The following is a 15,239-nucleotide window of genomic DNA, read 5'->3' as shown; positions in this document are numbered from 1 at the left end:
GTTAGTTTAACACACCTGCGGCCTTTAGCTTTGCGGCTTTATCTGCATCAAACCACCAAAAATCCAGCTCGCCGCGTGCGAAGGGCGGCAGCGGGTCGGGGTAGCCATATTGATCGTAATAGGCAACCGTATGCACCGCTTTGAACCATTGCGGGATCCAGAAGCGTTTCGCCCGCAACACGCGATCCAGCGCGCGTATATTTGTGTTTAGCTCGGCTTTGCTTTGCGCGCGCACGGTTTTTTCGATCAAAGCATCAACGGCAGGGTCAGAAAGCCCCATCAAATTGCGGCTGCTTTGGTCCATGGCCTTGGTGCCAAAATATTGCTCCAAACCCGAAGAAGGTTCAAAACTCATACGCATCGAATGGGTGGTGACATCGAAATCATAGGCACGGGTGCGTTCACTTTCCTGCGCCGTATCCACACGGTTGAGGCGCGCATCAATGCCCAGAGCTTTCATATTCTCAATCATAGGATTGGTGATACGGTCAAAGGCGGGCGAGCTGTCGAGCACCTCAAGAGTGAAGACCTGTCCGGCTTTTTCGCGCATCCCATCGCTGTTGACGCGCCAGCCCGCCTCATCCATCAGCTGCGACGCCCGGCGCAGGTTTTTGCGATCCAATTGCCGCGCGCCGGAAACCGGTGCCATGACCGCCTCATCGGTGAGGATATCGGCGCTCAACAGGCCCTGATCTACCAAAGGTTGCAGCACGGCCCGCTCGCCCTCGCTCGGCACCCCTTTGGCCTCAAGCTCAGAATTGCCCCAAAAGGACTGCACCCTCTCGTAAAGACCATAGAACAACTGGGCGTTTGACCATTCAAAATTAAACATCATTGCTAAAGCTTCGCGCACTCTCCGATCTTGGAACTTTTCGCGCCGCAGGTTAAACACATAGGCCTGCGCCATGGCCAGATTGCCATCGGGCAATTCCGTTTTCACCACATGCCCCGCCTCAATGGCCTCAAAATCATAGGAGGTCGCCCATTGTTTTGAGCTGTTTTCAGATCTAAACGTGTAGAGTCCCCCCTTGAACCCCTCAAAGGCCGCAGCTGAATCTGCAAAATATTCAACTCTAATGCGGTCAAAATTATTCCGGCCGATATTGGCGGGAAGAGCTTCGCCCCAGTAATCATCGCGGCGGACATAGATCACGCGCTGGTTCACCTCATAGCTGTCAAGCACATAAGGACCGGTGCCGATGAAAGGAATAAGCGAGGAATCGTCCAAACGCGCGCCAGTGCTTTCGAACCAGGTCTTTGAGAACACAGGAATGCCGCCAGCCAAATCGATCACATCGCGGCGCGGCGCATCCTCTGTGAAGGTAAATTTGATCTGCAGCGGGGAGAGGATCTCGATCTCGGCCACCATACCCGACACAGCCGCGCGGTAGGAGGGTAAACCCTGCTCCATGAACAAATTAAAGCTGAACTTCACATCTTCAGCCGTCAAAGCCGATCCGTCCGAAAACCGCACATCATCGCGCAGGGTGAAAATGGCCCAATCGAGACTTTCGGGGTATTCAACGGTGGTACACAGGAAACAATAGCTCGCGGTTGCATCATCTGCAAAAGAGGTCATGACTGTTTCAAACGGGATCGCCGATAGGGCAGCTTGATTGCCCTTGCGGGCATAGGGGTTGAAGCTGTCAAAGGCCCCAAAAAACCATTGCGAAATTTCACCGCCCTTGGGCGCCGCCGGGTTCACATAATCCAAATGCGCAAAATCCGCTGGATATTTCAAATCACCAAAATACGAATAGCCATGACTGACGGTAATCGGATCATGCGCCTCTGCAGCAAGCCCGCCTGCGCTCGTCACAACCAGAGCTGCGCCCAATACCAGACTGTCACAAAACCCTAAAGTCATCTGCTTACCCCACTGTTTTTATCAAACTCACCAACAAAGTTTAACTTAGAGGTTTTTTCGCAATTGCGAAGGGGGCAGCGCATTATTTTCCGGCAAATCTGCGCCGGTACGGGCCCTCACAGCGCCCGAAATGCACAAAGGGCCGCCGAAAGGCAGCCCTGTCGCAGTTTCGTGCAGAAAATTGCAGCGACAACATCTTCTTTGCGGTTAGTCGCTGATGGTCTCAAGATAGGCGATTAAATTCGCGCGATCTTCGGGCTTGGACAAGCCATTGAAACTCATCTTTGTGCCTGGCGCGTATTTGGAGGGCTTGGTCAGGAAACCATCAAGGTTCTCAGGGCTCCAAGTCTCGGCCACGGCCACAAGGCTGCCGGAGTAGCCAAAGCCGTCAACCGAACCCACGGCCCGATCAACAACTGCGTAAAGATGCGGCCCAACACCATTGGCGCCCGCTTCCAATTTATGGCAAGCGGCGCATTTCTTGAACACTTTCGCGCCTTTCTCAAGGTCAGCTGAGGCCAGGAGGTCTTCCAACATAGGGCCGTCTTCGGCCTCCGCCTCGTCGTCTTCTTCACCGCTATCGGTTTCGATCCAAGCAACGCCATGGTATTCCCCATGGTGCGCAGGGCTATAAATTTTGTCAGCAATCCAGCCGCCAAGAACAAAAACAAGCAGAGCCGAACAGAGGGCGGCTGCAATTTTGGTCAAAGTCATCGTGTCAAACATGTCGCGATCCATCATTACAATTGGGTTGTATCCCTCTAGTCCCTTCCCCCCCTGTCGTGCAAGGTGTAGATGGCGCGACGAAACGCCCTTTTTCGCGGAATTTGCTCAGGAGACACAAAATGGCCGAAAAAATAGCCTTCCAAGGAGAACTCGGCGCCTATTCTCATGAAGCCTGTGTCGCCTCCCGGCCCGATCATGAGCCCCTCCCCTGCGCCACATTCGAAGACGTCATCGCGGCGGTAAAAACCGGAGCGGCAGAATTTGCCATGCTTCCTGTGGAAAATACCACCTACGGACGCGTCGCCGATATGCACCGCCTGCTGCCCGAAAGCGGTCTATTCATTAATGACGAAGTCTTTGTCCGCGTGCGGATCAACCTCTTGGCCCTGCCCGGCGTCGCTTTGAGCGATATCAAAGTGGCGCGTGGGCATTTGGTAATTTTACCACAATGCCGGAAATTTCTGGACGCCCATGGCATCCGCGGTGAAGCGGCCGCGGATAATGCCGGGGCTGCCGCCGATATTGCCGCGCGCAATGAACGCACCGCCGCAGCGCTGGCCTCTGAATTGGCAGGCCGCATTCATGGCCTGGAGATCTTGCAAAAAGACGTTGAAGATCAATCTCATAACACCACTCGCTTTTTGGTCATGTCCGCGCAAGACCGACCTGAGCGGCGCAGAGGTAAGATGCTGACCAGCTTTGTTTTTCAAGTGCGCAACATCCCCGCCGCGCTTTATAAGGCCATGGGCGGCTTTGCGACCAATGGGGTCAACATGATCAAATTGGAAAGCTACATGCTGGGTGGCGCCTTTCGCGCAACGCAGTTTTATGCGGATATTGAAGGCCATCCCGATGACCCTGAGGTGAAACGCGCCTTCGATGAGCTGGCATTTTTCACCGATATGATTCGCGTGTTAGGAACCTATCCGGCCGATCCAGGCCGGCCTTAACCGCTGTTGACCTGACCGCTTCGGCACATCTGCACGGCCCAATCATGAAGTCGGGATTTGAATTTCCGATCCAATGAGCCTTTTGCAAAGCGCATGGATTGCAGCAAGAGCCGAGCCGATAGGTTTTTGGGCTTCATTTCAACTAATACCAACAATCGGGAGCGGTTTGGCGCCAAAGTCACAACCGAAATCGCCACATCCCCCGTCAGCCCATCTGATTCGTTTGATAGGCCCAAACGCTCCGGCGCTTGCACCTCCGTCACCAAACAGCGCAGTTTTCGCGCCCGGCCGCGGAATTTGAAATCGATCTCCCAAGCCATGCCCGGCCCCACCTCCGGGCGATCATCCACCCGACGCATAGCGATGCCGCGTTGCTGCATCACACGTTGAAACTGCTCATGATCGCACAGGGCGGCAAAAACCGCCTGCGCAGGTGCTTCTATATCTTCTTGGCTTGAAAACTTCATCTGCTGCCTTGGGATTAATAATTTTCACACATGTTATTAATTCAATTTATTCAAAACTTCGGGTTACTCTAAATGATCTGCCAGCCAATGTTCCAGTAGAAAATGCGCAATCGCACCCTTTCGGGCCGGTTTAATTTCAGGATGCACCCCCTCGAACACGTCCAACATCTCTTCGCGGCTGACCCAGAGCGCGTCTTCAATCTCTTTGGGATCGATGACTATATCCGCATTCAACGCCTCGCCGGCACAGCCAAACATCAAAGACGCAGGAAAGGGCCAAGGCTGGCTGGCCAGGTAACGGACCTGCCCGACACGAATACCCGATTCTTCAAAAACCTCCCGACGCACAGCCGCCTCCAATGTCTCACCTGGTTCAACAAAACCCGCCAAAAGCGAATACATCCCGTCCGGCCAGGCATGCGAACGCCCCATCAGAACCTTATTTCCATGCGTAATCAGCATGATCACAACCGGATCAGTGCGCGGGAAATGCGAACGATTGCAGGCTGGGCAATTGCGCTGCCATCCCGCCATCGCCATATCAGACGGCGCGCCACAGGTGGCGCAATACCCATGGGTGCGGTGCCATTCCAAAAGCCCGCGCCCGGTGGCCGCCAGTTCAGCATCACGCGCGGACAATTGCGTCATAATCGCCCGTAATTCAGCGAAATACTCGCCATTCGTCAAAGCCGGATGCACCTGCTGCGACGGATCCAGAAAGGTATTCAAGGTTTCAGGCAGCTCTTCAGGCTCCCAAATGGAGATATCCGCCAAAAACAACGGCTCTTTGGCCTCATTCAGCCCCAAAAAGACCAGAGAATCGGCCGCGCGGCCTAAAGCCGGGTGATCCAACTCCAGCCAAGCCAAGCCCAGCGCGCCCTCCGCCTGGAGCTGCACTAGGGGCTTTCCACGCCAAAACAAGGTGGTTTTGGCCGAACTCAGCGCCTGAAGGTCCGCCTGGGCCTCTGGGCCGCGCAATTCTGCGGCCCGGTTGAGCGCAGAGCCCCCAAAAGTAACTGTTTCCGCATGGCGCATGTGCTCAATCCCAACTTTTTATCACCCGTGCATTCAATTCGCCCCAGCGATGAATTGCAATGTCAATTTCAAAGCCCTATACGGGGCACGAGAGGTTGGCGCGGGCAAGTGCCTCGCCAACCTGGTCAGATCCGGAAGGAAGCAGCCACAACGAGCCCCACTTGGGTCGATGTCCAACCTCTCACCCTCCCATCTCACCGGTAAAAATTGCCAGCATCCCATGCGGGGTTTGCTGGACCAATGCCGGCGCGGCCTGTAGCATCCCAGCAGGATTCGAGGGATATCATGACCGACACCGCTGCATATCAAGTTTTGGCGCGCAAATACCGCCCAGAGACCTTTGCCGATTTGGTTGGGCAGGACGCTATGGTCCAAACCCTGCGCAATGCCTTTGAAGCCGACCGCATCGCCCAAGCCTTCATCATGACGGGCATTCGCGGAACCGGCAAAACCACCACTGCGCGCATCATTGCCAAGGGCATGAATTGCATCGGTCCCGATGGCACAAGCGGCCCAACCATCGACCCCTGTGGCAGCTGCGAGCATTGCACGGCCATCATGGAGGGGCGCCATGTCGACGTGATGGAGATGGATGCCGCCAGCCGCACCGGCGTTGGCGATATTCGCGAAATTATTGATTCGGTGGCCTATCGTGCCGCCTCTGCACGCTACAAGATCTATATCATCGATGAGGTCCACATGCTGTCGACCAACGCTTTCAACGCGTTGCTCAAGACCTTGGAGGAGCCGCCTGCGCATGTGAAATTTATCTTTGCCACCACAGAAATTCGCAAAGTCCCCGTGACAGTTCTGTCGCGCTGTCAAAGATTTGATCTGCGGCGCATTGAACCGGATGTCATGATTTCGATGCTGCAGAGAATCGCAAAAGCAGAGGGCGCCGAGATCACAGAAGAGGCGCTGGGTCTCATCACCCGCGCCGCTGAAGGCTCGGCCCGCGATGCGCAATCGCTTCTGGATCAGGCCATCTCCCACGGCGCTGGAGAAACCACAGCCGATCAGGTCCGCGCCATGCTGGGTCTTGCGGATCGAGGGCGGGTTTTGGATCTGTTCGATCTGATTTTGCGCGGGGATGCGGAAGGTGCCTTGGGCGAGCTGTCTGCGCAATATGCCGCCGGCGCCGATCCTATGGCGGTCTTGCGCGACCTGGCAGAGGTCAGCCATTGGGTCAGCGTCATCAAGATCACGCCCGTGGCCGCCGAAGATCCCACGGTCTCGCCCGATGAACGAAGCCGAGGGCTGGTCATGGCAGAGCGGTTGCAGATGCGCATGTTAAGCCGAATGTGGCAAATGCTGCTCACCGCCCTAGAAGAGGTCGGGCGGGCACCCAATGCGATGATGGCTGCAGAAATGGCGTTGATCCGCCTAACCCATGTGGCCGATCTGCCCACGCCAGATGAATTGATCCGAAAGCTGCAAAACACGCCCGTTCCCACACCAGAACCCCAAAACGCTGGCACCCCTCATGGAGCGGGCGGGGGACCGCGCCAAAGCGCCCCGGCCACCGCCCCACAAGCGACCAACCCATCAGCCTATGGCGCGGACACGATGGCCCCTCGGGCCCAACGATCCAGCGGGACCACAGCCTCAGCCGCGCAGGCAAAGGCCCCCGCGGCAGAGACGCTGGCGCATTTTGCTCGGTTTGAGGATGTGTTGGAGCTGATCCGCCATCACCGCGACGTCAAACTCTTGGTTGATGTGGAAACCAGTTTAAAATTGGTCAGCTATAGCCCCGGCCGGATTGAATTTGAGCCGACAGAAAAAGCCCCGCGTGATCTGGCTCAACGACTGGGCAGCCGGTTGCAAACCTGGACCGGGCAGAGATGGGCCGTCTCTATCGGCACCAATGGCGCAAGCACCATCGCAGAGCTGCGCGATGCGGCCGCCCTTGAGCTCAAAGAGCAAGCCAAGGCGCACCCTTTGGTGCAAGCAGTCCTTGTCGCCTTTCCCAAGGCACAGATCAGTGACATTCGCACCGCCAAAGATATCGCGGCGGAGGCGCAGATCGACGCCCTGCCTGAGGTCGAAGATGAATGGGATCCCTTTGACGACGAATAATCCACTGCCAATGCCCCAGCCCTGCGCTGCGGGCCGCTTTTACAACACGCACAAGAAGAGGTGACACAATGCTAAACGGTCTCGGCGGCCTAGGCGATATGGCCAAAATGATGAAGACAGCTCAGGAAATGCAGGGAAAAATGACCCAATTGCAGGATGATCTGGCAAATATTTCGGTCACAGGCGAAAGCGGCGCCGGGCTGGTGACTGCAACGGCAAATGCCAAGGGCGTTTTGACCGGCTTAAATATCGATGCCAGCATTTTTGATCCGAACGAAAAAGAAGTGGTCGAAGACCTCATCCTTGCCGCGATTAAAGACGCACAGGCCAAAGCGGCAGACAGATCCGCATCGGAAATGAAAGCTCTGCAGCAAAGCCTTGGCCTGCCGACGGATATGAAACTGCCCTTTTAACCCTTAGGCCCAATCCATGAGCAACAGCAGCAAAGATCTCGACCATTTGATCGAATTGATGGCCAAGCTGCCGGGGCTTGGACCGCGTTCGGCGCGGCGTGCGGTTCTGCATATGGTCAAGAAACGTGCACTGTTGATGACGCCTCTGGCGGATGTTTTGGCTGAGGTGGCCGTCACCGTCCGCGAATGCCTAAATTGCGGCAATATCGGCACTGCCGATACCTGCGACATTTGCCAAAATCCCAAACGCGAGAATGGCGAGATTTGTGTGGTAGAGGAAGTTTCTGACCTTTGGGCCATGGAGCGCAGCCATATGTTCAAGGGCCGCTACCATGTGCTGGGCGGAACCCTTTCGGCACTAGATGCCATTGGTCCCGATGAGTTGCGCATTCCTCGGCTGTTACGCCGGGTCCGCGATGAGAATGTCACCGAAGTGATTTTAGCCCTCAATGCCACCATCGACGGGCAAACCACCGCCCATTATATCGCCGATCAACTGGGCGATGTACGCGTCTCAACCCTCGCTCAGGGCGTGCCAATTGGCGGTGAGCTGGACTATTTGGACGATGGGACGATCACGGCGGCCCTCCGGGCACGCAAAACGCTTTAAGCAAGACCTCTGCATAACGCCAGTTCACCACGCAATGAGGGCTGCGCCGGCCTGGGCGGGCGCATATGAGCGATGGTGAAATTACCGGAAAATCTGAGCTATAGCCATATATGCCAGTATACCCAGATGGTGAATGCGCCTGCCGGGGGGCAGGCTGGCGCAGCCCGGTGTTGCCACCGGGCATAATGTTTTGGTTTGTCGGCTGGGTTATGCGGAGGTCTTTTTAAGCAAAACCTCTGCATCGGCAAAAAGAAAGGCGGCCGAAGCCGCCTTGATTTTTTGTATTTAAGAGTCTCAATTCAACCCGGCTGCTCTTCACCATCGCCGCTTGGCAGATTGAAGAAACTGTCGGCATCCAACAAATCACCATGCTGACGCTCGTCTTCCTCCTCCTCTGGCGCATCGGCCAGGGTGAAGGTTTCCAGCCCTGAAATAGCGGCTGGAATGCGCGGCTCTTCGGGCATTCCAAGGCTTTGCTCGGTGCTGACCAGGCGGCGGCGCTCATCGTCAGACATCGCCTCACCATCACGCAATTTCTTGGCATTTGCCTTTTGCACCAAAGCATCCAACTCTGACTGCTTACACAGGCCCAAGGCCACCGGATCAATCGGGTTGATGTTGGTAATATTCCAATGGGTCCGTTCGCGGATGGCCTGAATGGTGGGCTTTGTTGTCCCAACAAGTTTCGAAATTTGACTATCAGAAAGCTCCGGGTGGAACTTAACCAACCAAAGGATCGACGCTGGGCGGTCTTGACGCTTGGACAGCGGCGTGTAGCGCGGACCACGGCGTTTTTCTTCTCCGACAGCGGCGGCATAATACTTCAAAGTCAGCTTATGCGCTGGATCGGCCTGCGCCTTATCCAGCTCTTCTTGTGTCAACTGATTGTTGCCAATTGGATCGAAGCCTTTTACGCCCGCAGCCACATCCCCATCGGCAATGCCTTGAATTTCAAGCTCATGCATTTCAACGAAATCAGCAATTTGTTTGAAGCTGAGGGTTGTATTATCCACCAGCCAAACTGCGGTGGCCTTTGCCATAATTGGTTTTGCCATTTCGGCCTCCATCCTAAACTTTAATCCCAGACATAGCTTCCTCAACGCCTCGCGGCGGTCCCGGGTTTTGGCGGGACGAGTTACCATGTTTGGGGAACTTGAAAGCTGTATAATCCCTTGCGCAGGAAAGGGAAAGCCCCCGCAGGACCATCAGCCCTTATTTATGATCAATGCGCGGAGTTCAAATTTCCAAAACGATTTTACCGATATGCTGGCTGGCTTCCATATGCGCATGGGCCTTATGGGCCTCAGCCAGCGGAAATGTGCTGTCGAGGATCGGGGCAATGCGCCCAGCCGCCAGATGCGGCCAGACCTCATCATGCAAGGCCTGCGCAATTTTAGCCTTGGCCAGATCACTTTGCGGTCGCAGGGTTGAGCCCGTCAACGTCAAACGGCGGGTCATCATTTGCACCAAATTAAGCTCCACCTTCGGCCCTTGCAGAAAGGCGATCTGTACCAAACGCCCGTCATCGGCCAAGGATTTGAGATTGCGCTGAATATAGGATCCGCCGACCATATCAAGAATGAGGTTCATACCCCCATAGGCTTTAAGCACCTCCTCAAAGACCTCATGACGATAATTTATCGCCCGCTCTGCCCCAAGGTCCTTGCACGCTTGGCATTTTGCCTCTGATCCAGCGGTCGCAAAGACCCTAGCCCCGAATAAATGCGCCAATTGAATGGCCGTTGTTCCGATGCCTGATGAGCCGCCATGCACCAAAAATTTTTCTCCAGCCTGCAACGCGCCGCGCTGAAACACATTGGAATAGACGGTGAAATAGGTCTCCGGCAGGCAAGCGGCTTGCTTCAGGCTCAAGCCACGCGGAATAGGCAAGCAGTGGTGGGCCGAGGTGGCGACAAACTCTGCGTATCCGCCTCCGGGCAAGAGCGCACAAACCTCATCGCCGACGGCCCATTCGGTCACGCCCGCACCCACTTCGGCAATGATCCCTGCCCCCTCCAGCCCCGGCAGATCACTGGCACCTGCAGGTGGGTTATAAAGGCCGGCACGCTGTAGCGCATCGGGCCGATTGACCCCGGCATAAGCCAAGGCAATCACCACCTGCCCATGACCTGCGCGCGGACGGGGGCGCGTGGTGACTTGCAACACGTCAGCTGCGCCGGGCGCCGTTATTTCAACAGCCGTCATTTGGGACATAGGTGCCCTCCTTTACAAAATTGCAGACTAAAACTTAGACGCCCGGCCGGGCAAATCATCGCGCATTTGGGGGGCCTTGATTTTTCCCAAAAGCCATAGCGGCCCCGCCAAAGCGGCACTCAAAGGCTTGTTGTCGCGAATCTTTGCCTTGGCCAGTTCGATTTGCATGACATTTTCAATGCGCCGATCCAAAAACGCCCAGGTCGCCGCATGGCCCGGGCTCTCATCGCCCAGCCAAAACAACACCGTTGCACCATAGACAGCGCTTAAGGTCGCGCGCTTTGAATACCAATTCACATCACGCGAGCTGTCTTGCAAGACATCCCAAATGTCATCGGCCGTTCCCCATATCAACTTGGCTCCCTCGCCCGCATGTTGCGGCAAAGCAAAGAGCGAGGTGGCGCGCCTCACCGCCTCTTTATCCGCAATTGCCTCAAGTCGCAGGCGCACCGCCAATGTAATTTTTTCTCTTATTTTCAATGAGTCGGTCGATGAGCCCTGATAGGCCGCGCGCATCTGTGCATCGCCTTGACGATGATAGGCAACGGCCAAATCCAGCGCGCCGCGCGGCGCGAGCATGGCCGCAAAACCCGGGTCCATTTTCAAATCCGCCACTGCGCAATCAAAGCTGGTCTGCGACCAGCCATCAAACACCACATGGGGCAGGATCGCTGCAAGAAGTTCTGATAAGTGTTGTTCGACTTTCATGGATCCCCCAAATATCTGGCCGCTAGACAAAGCAACAAGCCTGCGCTATTCAGCAGCCTCCTGCGATTTTGCAATTTAAACTAGAAAGGTGGTGAAAACCACATGCAGGTTAGTGTTCGCGACAATAATGTCGATCAGGCCCTTCGGGCTTTGAAGAAAAAGCTACAACGCGAAGGTGTGTTTCGTGAAATGAAGCTCAAGCAACATTTCGAGAAACCATCCGAGAAAAATGCACGCGAGAAGGCCGAGTCCATCCGTCGCACCCGTAAGCTGGCGCGTAAGAAAGCTGAACGTGAAGGGTAAATGATGTAAATCATTGCTCTGGGCTACGCGCTCCGAAACACATGAAAACCCCCGCGTTACGTGGGGGTTTTTTGTTGCCTAAAGCGGAAGTGCGGTGGTTTTAAACACGGTGCGCAGCGCAAAGCTTGACTGCATTTGCGTGACACCGGGTAACTTGGCCAGAAAGGTACGATGAATTTTGGCGAAATCATCCGTGTCTTTCGCCACGACTTTAAGCAAATAATCCGCGCTGCCGGCCATCAAATGACACTCCAAGACATCGGGAATCAGCGCCACTGCCTTTTCGAAGGCCACCAAAACATCTTCCGTTTGCCCGCTTAAAGTAATCTCCACAAACACGGTCGTGCGGCGGTCCACTTTGCGCGGATCCACCAGCGCCACATAATCGCGGATATAGCCTTCAGCCTCCAGGCGGCCGACACGCCTATGACAGGCGGAAGCGGACATATTGACCTGATCGGCCAAATCCGAATTCGAAATGCGGCCTTTGACCTGCAAAACTGATAATAATCGACGATCTGTAGCGTCTAGTTTCATATCTTCGCCAAATCTCTCGAACTGTCGCCAAAAGGAGGGTATTTTTACCACCCTAGGCTCAAATGGGTATAATCACAACAGTTCAATAATGCCCAAGGCGCTATGGCTTGGGACTGGACACTGGAAAGGTCAAGTAGATGTGGTCAAGATCCCAAACCCGACGCTAAAGTCCAGGCTTGGGCAACGGTCACCCGCGAAGGCTGCCGCCGGTGGCTTTGGTCACTTTCTCAACAATTTTTTCTGCAACCGCCTCAATATCGGCATCTTTCAATGTCGCATCTTTGGGTTGCAACCGGACCGTCACCGCCAGAGACTTCAATCCTGCCGCCAAAGAGCCGCCAGAAAACTCATCAAAGACGCGCACATCGTCAATCAGCACCTTATCGGCCCCTTTGGCGGCATTCACCAAGGTGATCGCCTCGACCGATTGATCCACAACAAAGGCAAAATCACGCTCCACCGCTTGCAAATCAGAGATATTCAAGGCCGGGCGTGTCGCCGATTTGGACTTTGGAACCGGAATATTTTTTGTATGTACCGCAAAGGCCACGACCGGACCCTTAACATCCAAAGCCGCAAGGATTTTGGGATGAACTTCCCCAAAGCCGGCCAGAGAGGTCTTGCCCAATGCCATGCGTGCGGATCGGCCGGGATGCCACCAATCAGACAGGCCGCGCTGAAACTGCACCTTAGATGGGGCGCCAATCGCCTGCAGCACAGCTTCCACATCCGCTTTGGCATCATAGATATCAACCGCGCGGCGGGTGCCATGCACATCTTTGGGGCCGGTGTGGCCCACTAAGAGTCCGCAGGCCAAAGTTTCTTGATCTTCCGGCTCGCCGCCATGCCAGACCGGGCCCACTTCGAACAAAGCCATGTCGTAAATACCGCGCGCCTGATTGCGCGCTGCCGCTTGTAGCAGCCCGGGCAAAAGTGACGGGCGCATATGGCTCATCTCAGAGCTGATCGGATTAGACAGCATGGTCTCATCTGCGCCACCGCCGAACATTTCCGCCGATTTGCGGTCAATAAAGCTATAGGTCACGCATTCATTATAGCCCAATGCAGCAATCATGCGCCGGGCGGTTTGCTCGCGGGTTTGGGACAGGGACAACACCGGCTTTGGCACACCCAAATCCACGCGCGCAAAGGGCTTGCCCACCAGTTTGGTCAAGGAGGCCATGCGTGCGACCTCTTCCACCAAATCCGCCTCGCCCATCACATCTGGGCGCCAGCTTGGCACATGCGCCATATCGCCCTCAAGACGGAACCCAAGATCAGTCAATGTTGAGCGCTGCATCCGCTCTGGAATATCCATACCCACCAGAGACTTAACCCGCTCCACATCTAATTTGAAAGCCCGTTCGGTATTGGGCACAGCGCCCGCTTGGATCACCTGGGAGGCCTCACCACCGGCGTGATCTACGATCATCCGCACCGCATGCTCCAAGCCCTCAAGCGTGAAGGCGGGATCCACCCCGCGCTCGAACCGATAGCGTGCATCAGAATTAATCTGCAACGCACGGCCCGCATAGGCAATTTGCACCGGGTTCCAATAGGCCGATTCGACGAAGACGTTAACCGTATCGTCGGAGCATCCCGTGTCAGCCCCGCCCATAATCCCAGCAATGCTTTGCGCGCCAGCGTCATCGCTGATCACCATTTGACCTTCGGAAAACTGATAGGTTTTCTCGTCCAGCGCCGCAATTTCCTCGCCACCCGCGGCCCGGTGCACCCGTAAATTTCCAGCAATTTTATCGGCATCAAACACATGCAACGGCCGGTTGCGATCCATGGTGAAGAAATTGGTGACATCCACCAGAAAGCTGATCGGCCGCAGACCGATGGCCCGCAACGCCTGTTGCAACCAATCTGGGCTTGGGCCATTTTTAACCCCGCGAATGACGCGGCCGCAGAAAATTGGACAGCCGTCCAGCGTATCCTCATCAATTGAGACTGAGAAATCAGTGACAAATTCAGCCGGCACCGGCGTCACATCGCGATCTTTCAATTTGCCCAATCCACGCGCCGCCAGGTCTCGAGCAATGCCGCGCACGCCTAGGGCATCAGGGCGGTTTGGCGTGATGGCGATTTCAATCACCGGATCGACACGCGCCGGATCGTTCTGCGCCAGCCAATCGGCATAGCTTTGCCCGACCTCGCCATGCGCCAGCTCGATGATCCCATCATGCTCGTCGCTCAGCTCCATCTCGCGTTCGGAGCACATCATGCCAAAGCTCTCAATACCACGGATCTTGCCAACACCAATTGTGGTGTCAATGCCCGGAACATATACCCCTGGCGCCGCCACGACCACTGTGATGCCTTCGCGCGCATTTGGGGCGCCGCAGATTATTTGCGTCACACCATCCGTTGTCTCCACCTGACAGACGCGCAGCTTATCCGCATCCGGGTGCTTTTCCGCCTTTGTCACCTTGCCAATCGTAAAAGCCGCCAGCTTCGCTGCTGGGTTTTCAATCCCTTCGACTTCTAGACCAAGGTCGGTCAAAGCATATGTGATCTCATCCAAGCTCGCTTGGGTCTCTAAATGGTCTTTCAACCAAGACAGTGTGAATTTCATTACTTTGCCCCTGTGGTTCTCTGGCGCGATGTGACATGTGCCAGCCAGTTTTGCAATTCCAACGTCCGGGTTGCAAGAGCTAGATCGCCCTGCCCATCCTGCTCTTCGCTGTCGGGCAATGATTTGCCGCGATCCGCCAGCCAAGTTGCGACGTCTGCGCGTGAAAATTCGGGATGATACTGCGTGCCCCAAAAGCTGATGTCCGCGGTTTCATAGGCAAAGGCCTGCACCGGCGAATGGGCGTTTCCAGCAAGAAGAACCGCCCCATTGGGCAGGCGCTGCACCTCGTCGCGATGCACGCAAGGCACGCGAAACTGGCTGGCTCGGCCCTGCATCATAGGGTGTTCCCGCCCGATGTCAGTCAAAGTGATGGCCTCCGCCAGCCCCTCTTCATCGCCACGAGGCGAGGCGGCGCATATGCCACCCAGCATAAAAGCGGCCAGCTGCATGCCGTTGCAAGAGCCCCAAATCGGCACCTGCCAACGGGTCACTTGCCTCCAGATATCCCGCAGGGCCTGCCCCTCCGGCGCATCAACACACCAGGCCACAGCTGACCCGGTAAACACCACCCCGTCAAATACCTCGTCAGGCAGGGCCTGCCCCAAATAGGGCGCGCAAAGGCTGCAGGTGATGCTCCCCGAAAGCTTCTGCAAGACCGCAGCAAAGCCCGGCCCCAAAGCCGGCAATCCCGGCCCATTAGAATCGACAATCAAAATTCGGGTCATGAGGTCACGCCCACAACGCCCCCTGGA

The 15,239-nt window shown here is 55.8% G+C and carries 16 protein-coding genes and 1 other RNA gene; 7 read left to right on the top strand and 10 right to left on the bottom strand.

Annotation, left to right across the window (positions count from 1 at the left end; genetic code table 11):
* Nucleotide 1: 1 nt before the first annotated feature.
* Together RCA23_RS03230 and RCA23_RS03225 are read right to left on the bottom strand one after the other, a co-directional pair.
* Nucleotides 2–1,867 carry an extracellular solute-binding protein gene (locus RCA23_RS03230; RefSeq protein WP_044049086.1) on the bottom strand — a complete coding sequence of 622 codons (1,866 nt, stop codon included), beginning with the start codon at nt 1,865–1,867 and terminating at the stop codon, nt 2–4.
* Nucleotides 1,868–2,074: 207 nt separating this feature from the next.
* Complete coding sequence (locus RCA23_RS03225) at nt 2,075–2,593, bottom strand: c-type cytochrome (RefSeq protein ID WP_044051224.1); 519 nt, start codon at nt 2,591–2,593, stop codon at nt 2,075–2,077.
* Nucleotides 2,594–2,712: 119 nt separating this feature from the next.
* Here RCA23_RS03225 and RCA23_RS03220 point away from each other — a divergent pair, with 119 nt between their 5' ends.
* On the top strand, nt 2,713–3,543 hold the full coding sequence (locus tag RCA23_RS03220; protein WP_044049083.1) for a prephenate dehydratase: 831 nt from the start codon (nt 2,713–2,715) through the stop codon (nt 3,541–3,543).
* Here RCA23_RS03220 and RCA23_RS03215 read toward each other — a convergent pair.
* Together RCA23_RS03215 and nudC are read right to left on the bottom strand one after the other, a co-directional pair.
* Nucleotides 3,540–4,010, bottom strand: coding sequence for an SRPBCC family protein (locus tag RCA23_RS03215; RefSeq protein WP_044049081.1), 471 nt, complete (start codon nt 4,008–4,010; stop codon nt 3,540–3,542). The two genes, RCA23_RS03220 and RCA23_RS03215, sit on opposite strands and share 4 nt — an antisense overlap.
* 63 nt (nt 4,011–4,073) lie before the next feature.
* A complete protein-coding gene (nudC, locus tag RCA23_RS03210) occupies nt 4,074–5,045 on the bottom strand; it encodes an NAD(+) diphosphatase (protein WP_044049079.1) in 972 nt (323 codons plus the stop codon).
* An 88-nt stretch (nt 5,046–5,133) separates the two neighbouring features.
* Here nudC and ffs point away from each other — a divergent pair.
* The 5 genes from ffs (at nt 5,134) to RCA23_RS16385 (ending at nt 8,433) form a co-directional block, all read left to right on the top strand.
* Nucleotides 5,134–5,232: signal recognition particle sRNA small type (gene ffs / locus RCA23_RS16170), an RNA gene on the top strand.
* A 98-nt stretch (nt 5,233–5,330) separates the two neighbouring features.
* Nucleotides 5,331–7,121, top strand: coding sequence for a DNA polymerase III subunit gamma/tau (locus RCA23_RS03205; RefSeq protein ID WP_044049078.1), 1,791 nt, complete (start codon nt 5,331–5,333; stop codon nt 7,119–7,121).
* Between the two features lie 68 nt (nt 7,122–7,189).
* Nucleotides 7,190–7,534, top strand: coding sequence for a YbaB/EbfC family nucleoid-associated protein (locus RCA23_RS03200; RefSeq protein ID WP_044049076.1), 345 nt, complete (start codon nt 7,190–7,192; stop codon nt 7,532–7,534).
* Nucleotides 7,535–7,550: 16 nt separating this feature from the next.
* The gene (gene recR / locus RCA23_RS03195; protein ID WP_044049074.1) at nt 7,551–8,144 is read left to right on the top strand and encodes a recombination mediator RecR; all 594 of its coding nucleotides are present in this window, start codon (nt 7,551–7,553) and stop codon (nt 8,142–8,144) included.
* A gap of 133 nt (nt 8,145–8,277) precedes the next feature.
* Entirely contained in the window at nt 8,278–8,433 is a 156-nt protein-coding gene (locus RCA23_RS16385; RefSeq protein WP_169701314.1) for a hypothetical protein, read from the top strand.
* A gap of 10 nt (nt 8,434–8,443) precedes the next feature.
* Here RCA23_RS16385 and RCA23_RS03190 read toward each other — a convergent pair whose 3' ends face one another.
* The 3 genes from RCA23_RS03190 to RCA23_RS03180 form a co-directional block, all read right to left on the bottom strand.
* Nucleotides 8,444–9,199 (bottom strand): cell cycle transcriptional regulator TrcR, encoded by a 756-nt coding sequence (locus RCA23_RS03190; protein ID WP_044051223.1) that lies wholly within the window; start codon nt 9,197–9,199, stop codon nt 8,444–8,446.
* Between the two features lie 181 nt (nt 9,200–9,380).
* Complete coding sequence (locus RCA23_RS03185) at nt 9,381–10,349, bottom strand: NAD(P)H-quinone oxidoreductase (protein ID WP_424450414.1); 969 nt, start codon at nt 10,347–10,349, stop codon at nt 9,381–9,383.
* Between the two features lie 36 nt (nt 10,350–10,385).
* A complete protein-coding gene (locus RCA23_RS03180) occupies nt 10,386–11,066 on the bottom strand; it encodes a COQ9 family protein (RefSeq protein WP_044049068.1) in 681 nt (226 codons plus the stop codon).
* Between the two features lie 102 nt (nt 11,067–11,168).
* On the opposite strand from RCA23_RS03180, the gene rpsU reads away from it, so the two are divergent.
* The gene (gene rpsU, locus RCA23_RS03175) at nt 11,169–11,369 is read left to right on the top strand and encodes a 30S ribosomal protein S21 (RefSeq protein WP_044049067.1); all 201 of its coding nucleotides are present in this window, start codon (nt 11,169–11,171) and stop codon (nt 11,367–11,369) included.
* 78 nt (nt 11,370–11,447) lie between these two features.
* Here rpsU and RCA23_RS03170 read toward each other — a convergent pair whose 3' ends face one another.
* The 3 genes from RCA23_RS03170 to RCA23_RS15905 form a co-directional block, all read right to left on the bottom strand.
* Nucleotides 11,448–11,906, bottom strand: coding sequence for an Lrp/AsnC family transcriptional regulator (locus RCA23_RS03170; RefSeq protein WP_044049064.1), 459 nt, complete (start codon nt 11,904–11,906; stop codon nt 11,448–11,450).
* 187 nt (nt 11,907–12,093) lie between these two features.
* Nucleotides 12,094–14,487, bottom strand: coding sequence for a phenylalanine--tRNA ligase subunit beta (gene pheT / locus RCA23_RS03165; RefSeq protein WP_044049062.1), 2,394 nt, complete (start codon nt 14,485–14,487; stop codon nt 12,094–12,096).
* Nucleotides 14,487–15,212 (bottom strand): type 1 glutamine amidotransferase, encoded by a 726-nt coding sequence (locus RCA23_RS15905; RefSeq protein ID WP_052376997.1) that lies wholly within the window; start codon nt 15,210–15,212, stop codon nt 14,487–14,489. Before RCA23_RS15905 ends, pheT begins: the two co-directional genes overlap by 1 nt.
* Between the last annotated feature and the right edge of the window lie 27 nt (nt 15,213–15,239).

Origin of the sequence: Planktomarina temperata RCA23, assembly GCF_000738435.1 — a bacterium.
Taxonomy (GTDB): domain Bacteria; phylum Pseudomonadota; class Alphaproteobacteria; order Rhodobacterales; family Rhodobacteraceae; genus Planktomarina; species Planktomarina temperata.
Note: the sequence above shows the minus strand (reverse complement) of the source record. Positions and strands in the feature narration are given on the sequence as shown.

Bases quoted from the DNA above. Each gene is read 5' to 3' on its own strand.
- RCA23_RS03200 (WP_044049076.1), top strand. From the start codon at position 7,190: ATGCTAAACGGTCTCGGCGGCCTAGGCGATATGGCCAAAATGATGAAG.
- nudC (WP_044049079.1), bottom strand. From the start codon at position 5,045: ATGCGCCATGCGGAAACAGTTACTTTTGGGGGCTCTGCGCTCAACCGG.
- RCA23_RS03180 (WP_044049068.1), bottom strand. From the start codon at position 11,066: ATGAAAGTCGAACAACACTTATCAGAACTTCTTGCAGCGATCCTGCCC.
- RCA23_RS03170 (WP_044049064.1), bottom strand. From the start codon at position 11,906: ATGAAACTAGACGCTACAGATCGTCGATTATTATCAGTTTTGCAGGTC.
- pheT (WP_044049062.1), bottom strand. From the start codon at position 14,487: ATGAAATTCACACTGTCTTGGTTGAAAGACCATTTAGAGACCCAAGCG.
- rpsU (WP_044049067.1), top strand. From the start codon at position 11,169: ATGCAGGTTAGTGTTCGCGACAATAATGTCGATCAGGCCCTTCGGGCT.
- RCA23_RS15905 (WP_052376997.1), bottom strand. From the start codon at position 15,212: ATGACCCGAATTTTGATTGTCGATTCTAATGGGCCGGGATTGCCGGCT.
- recR (WP_044049074.1), top strand. From the start codon at position 7,551: ATGAGCAACAGCAGCAAAGATCTCGACCATTTGATCGAATTGATGGCC.
- RCA23_RS03185 (WP_424450414.1), bottom strand. From the start codon at position 10,349: ATGACGGCTGTTGAAATAACGGCGCCCGGCGCAGCTGACGTGTTGCAA.
- RCA23_RS03205 (WP_044049078.1), top strand. From the start codon at position 5,331: ATGACCGACACCGCTGCATATCAAGTTTTGGCGCGCAAATACCGCCCA.
- RCA23_RS03230 (WP_044049086.1), bottom strand. From the start codon at position 1,867: ATGACTTTAGGGTTTTGTGACAGTCTGGTATTGGGCGCAGCTCTGGTT.
- RCA23_RS16385 (WP_169701314.1), top strand. From the start codon at position 8,278: ATGCGCCTGCCGGGGGGCAGGCTGGCGCAGCCCGGTGTTGCCACCGGG.
- RCA23_RS03220 (WP_044049083.1), top strand. From the start codon at position 2,713: ATGGCCGAAAAAATAGCCTTCCAAGGAGAACTCGGCGCCTATTCTCAT.
- RCA23_RS03190 (WP_044051223.1), bottom strand. From the start codon at position 9,199: ATGGCAAAACCAATTATGGCAAAGGCCACCGCAGTTTGGCTGGTGGAT.
- RCA23_RS03215 (WP_044049081.1), bottom strand. From the start codon at position 4,010: ATGAAGTTTTCAAGCCAAGAAGATATAGAAGCACCTGCGCAGGCGGTT.
- RCA23_RS03225 (WP_044051224.1), bottom strand. From the start codon at position 2,593: ATGTTTGACACGATGACTTTGACCAAAATTGCAGCCGCCCTCTGTTCG.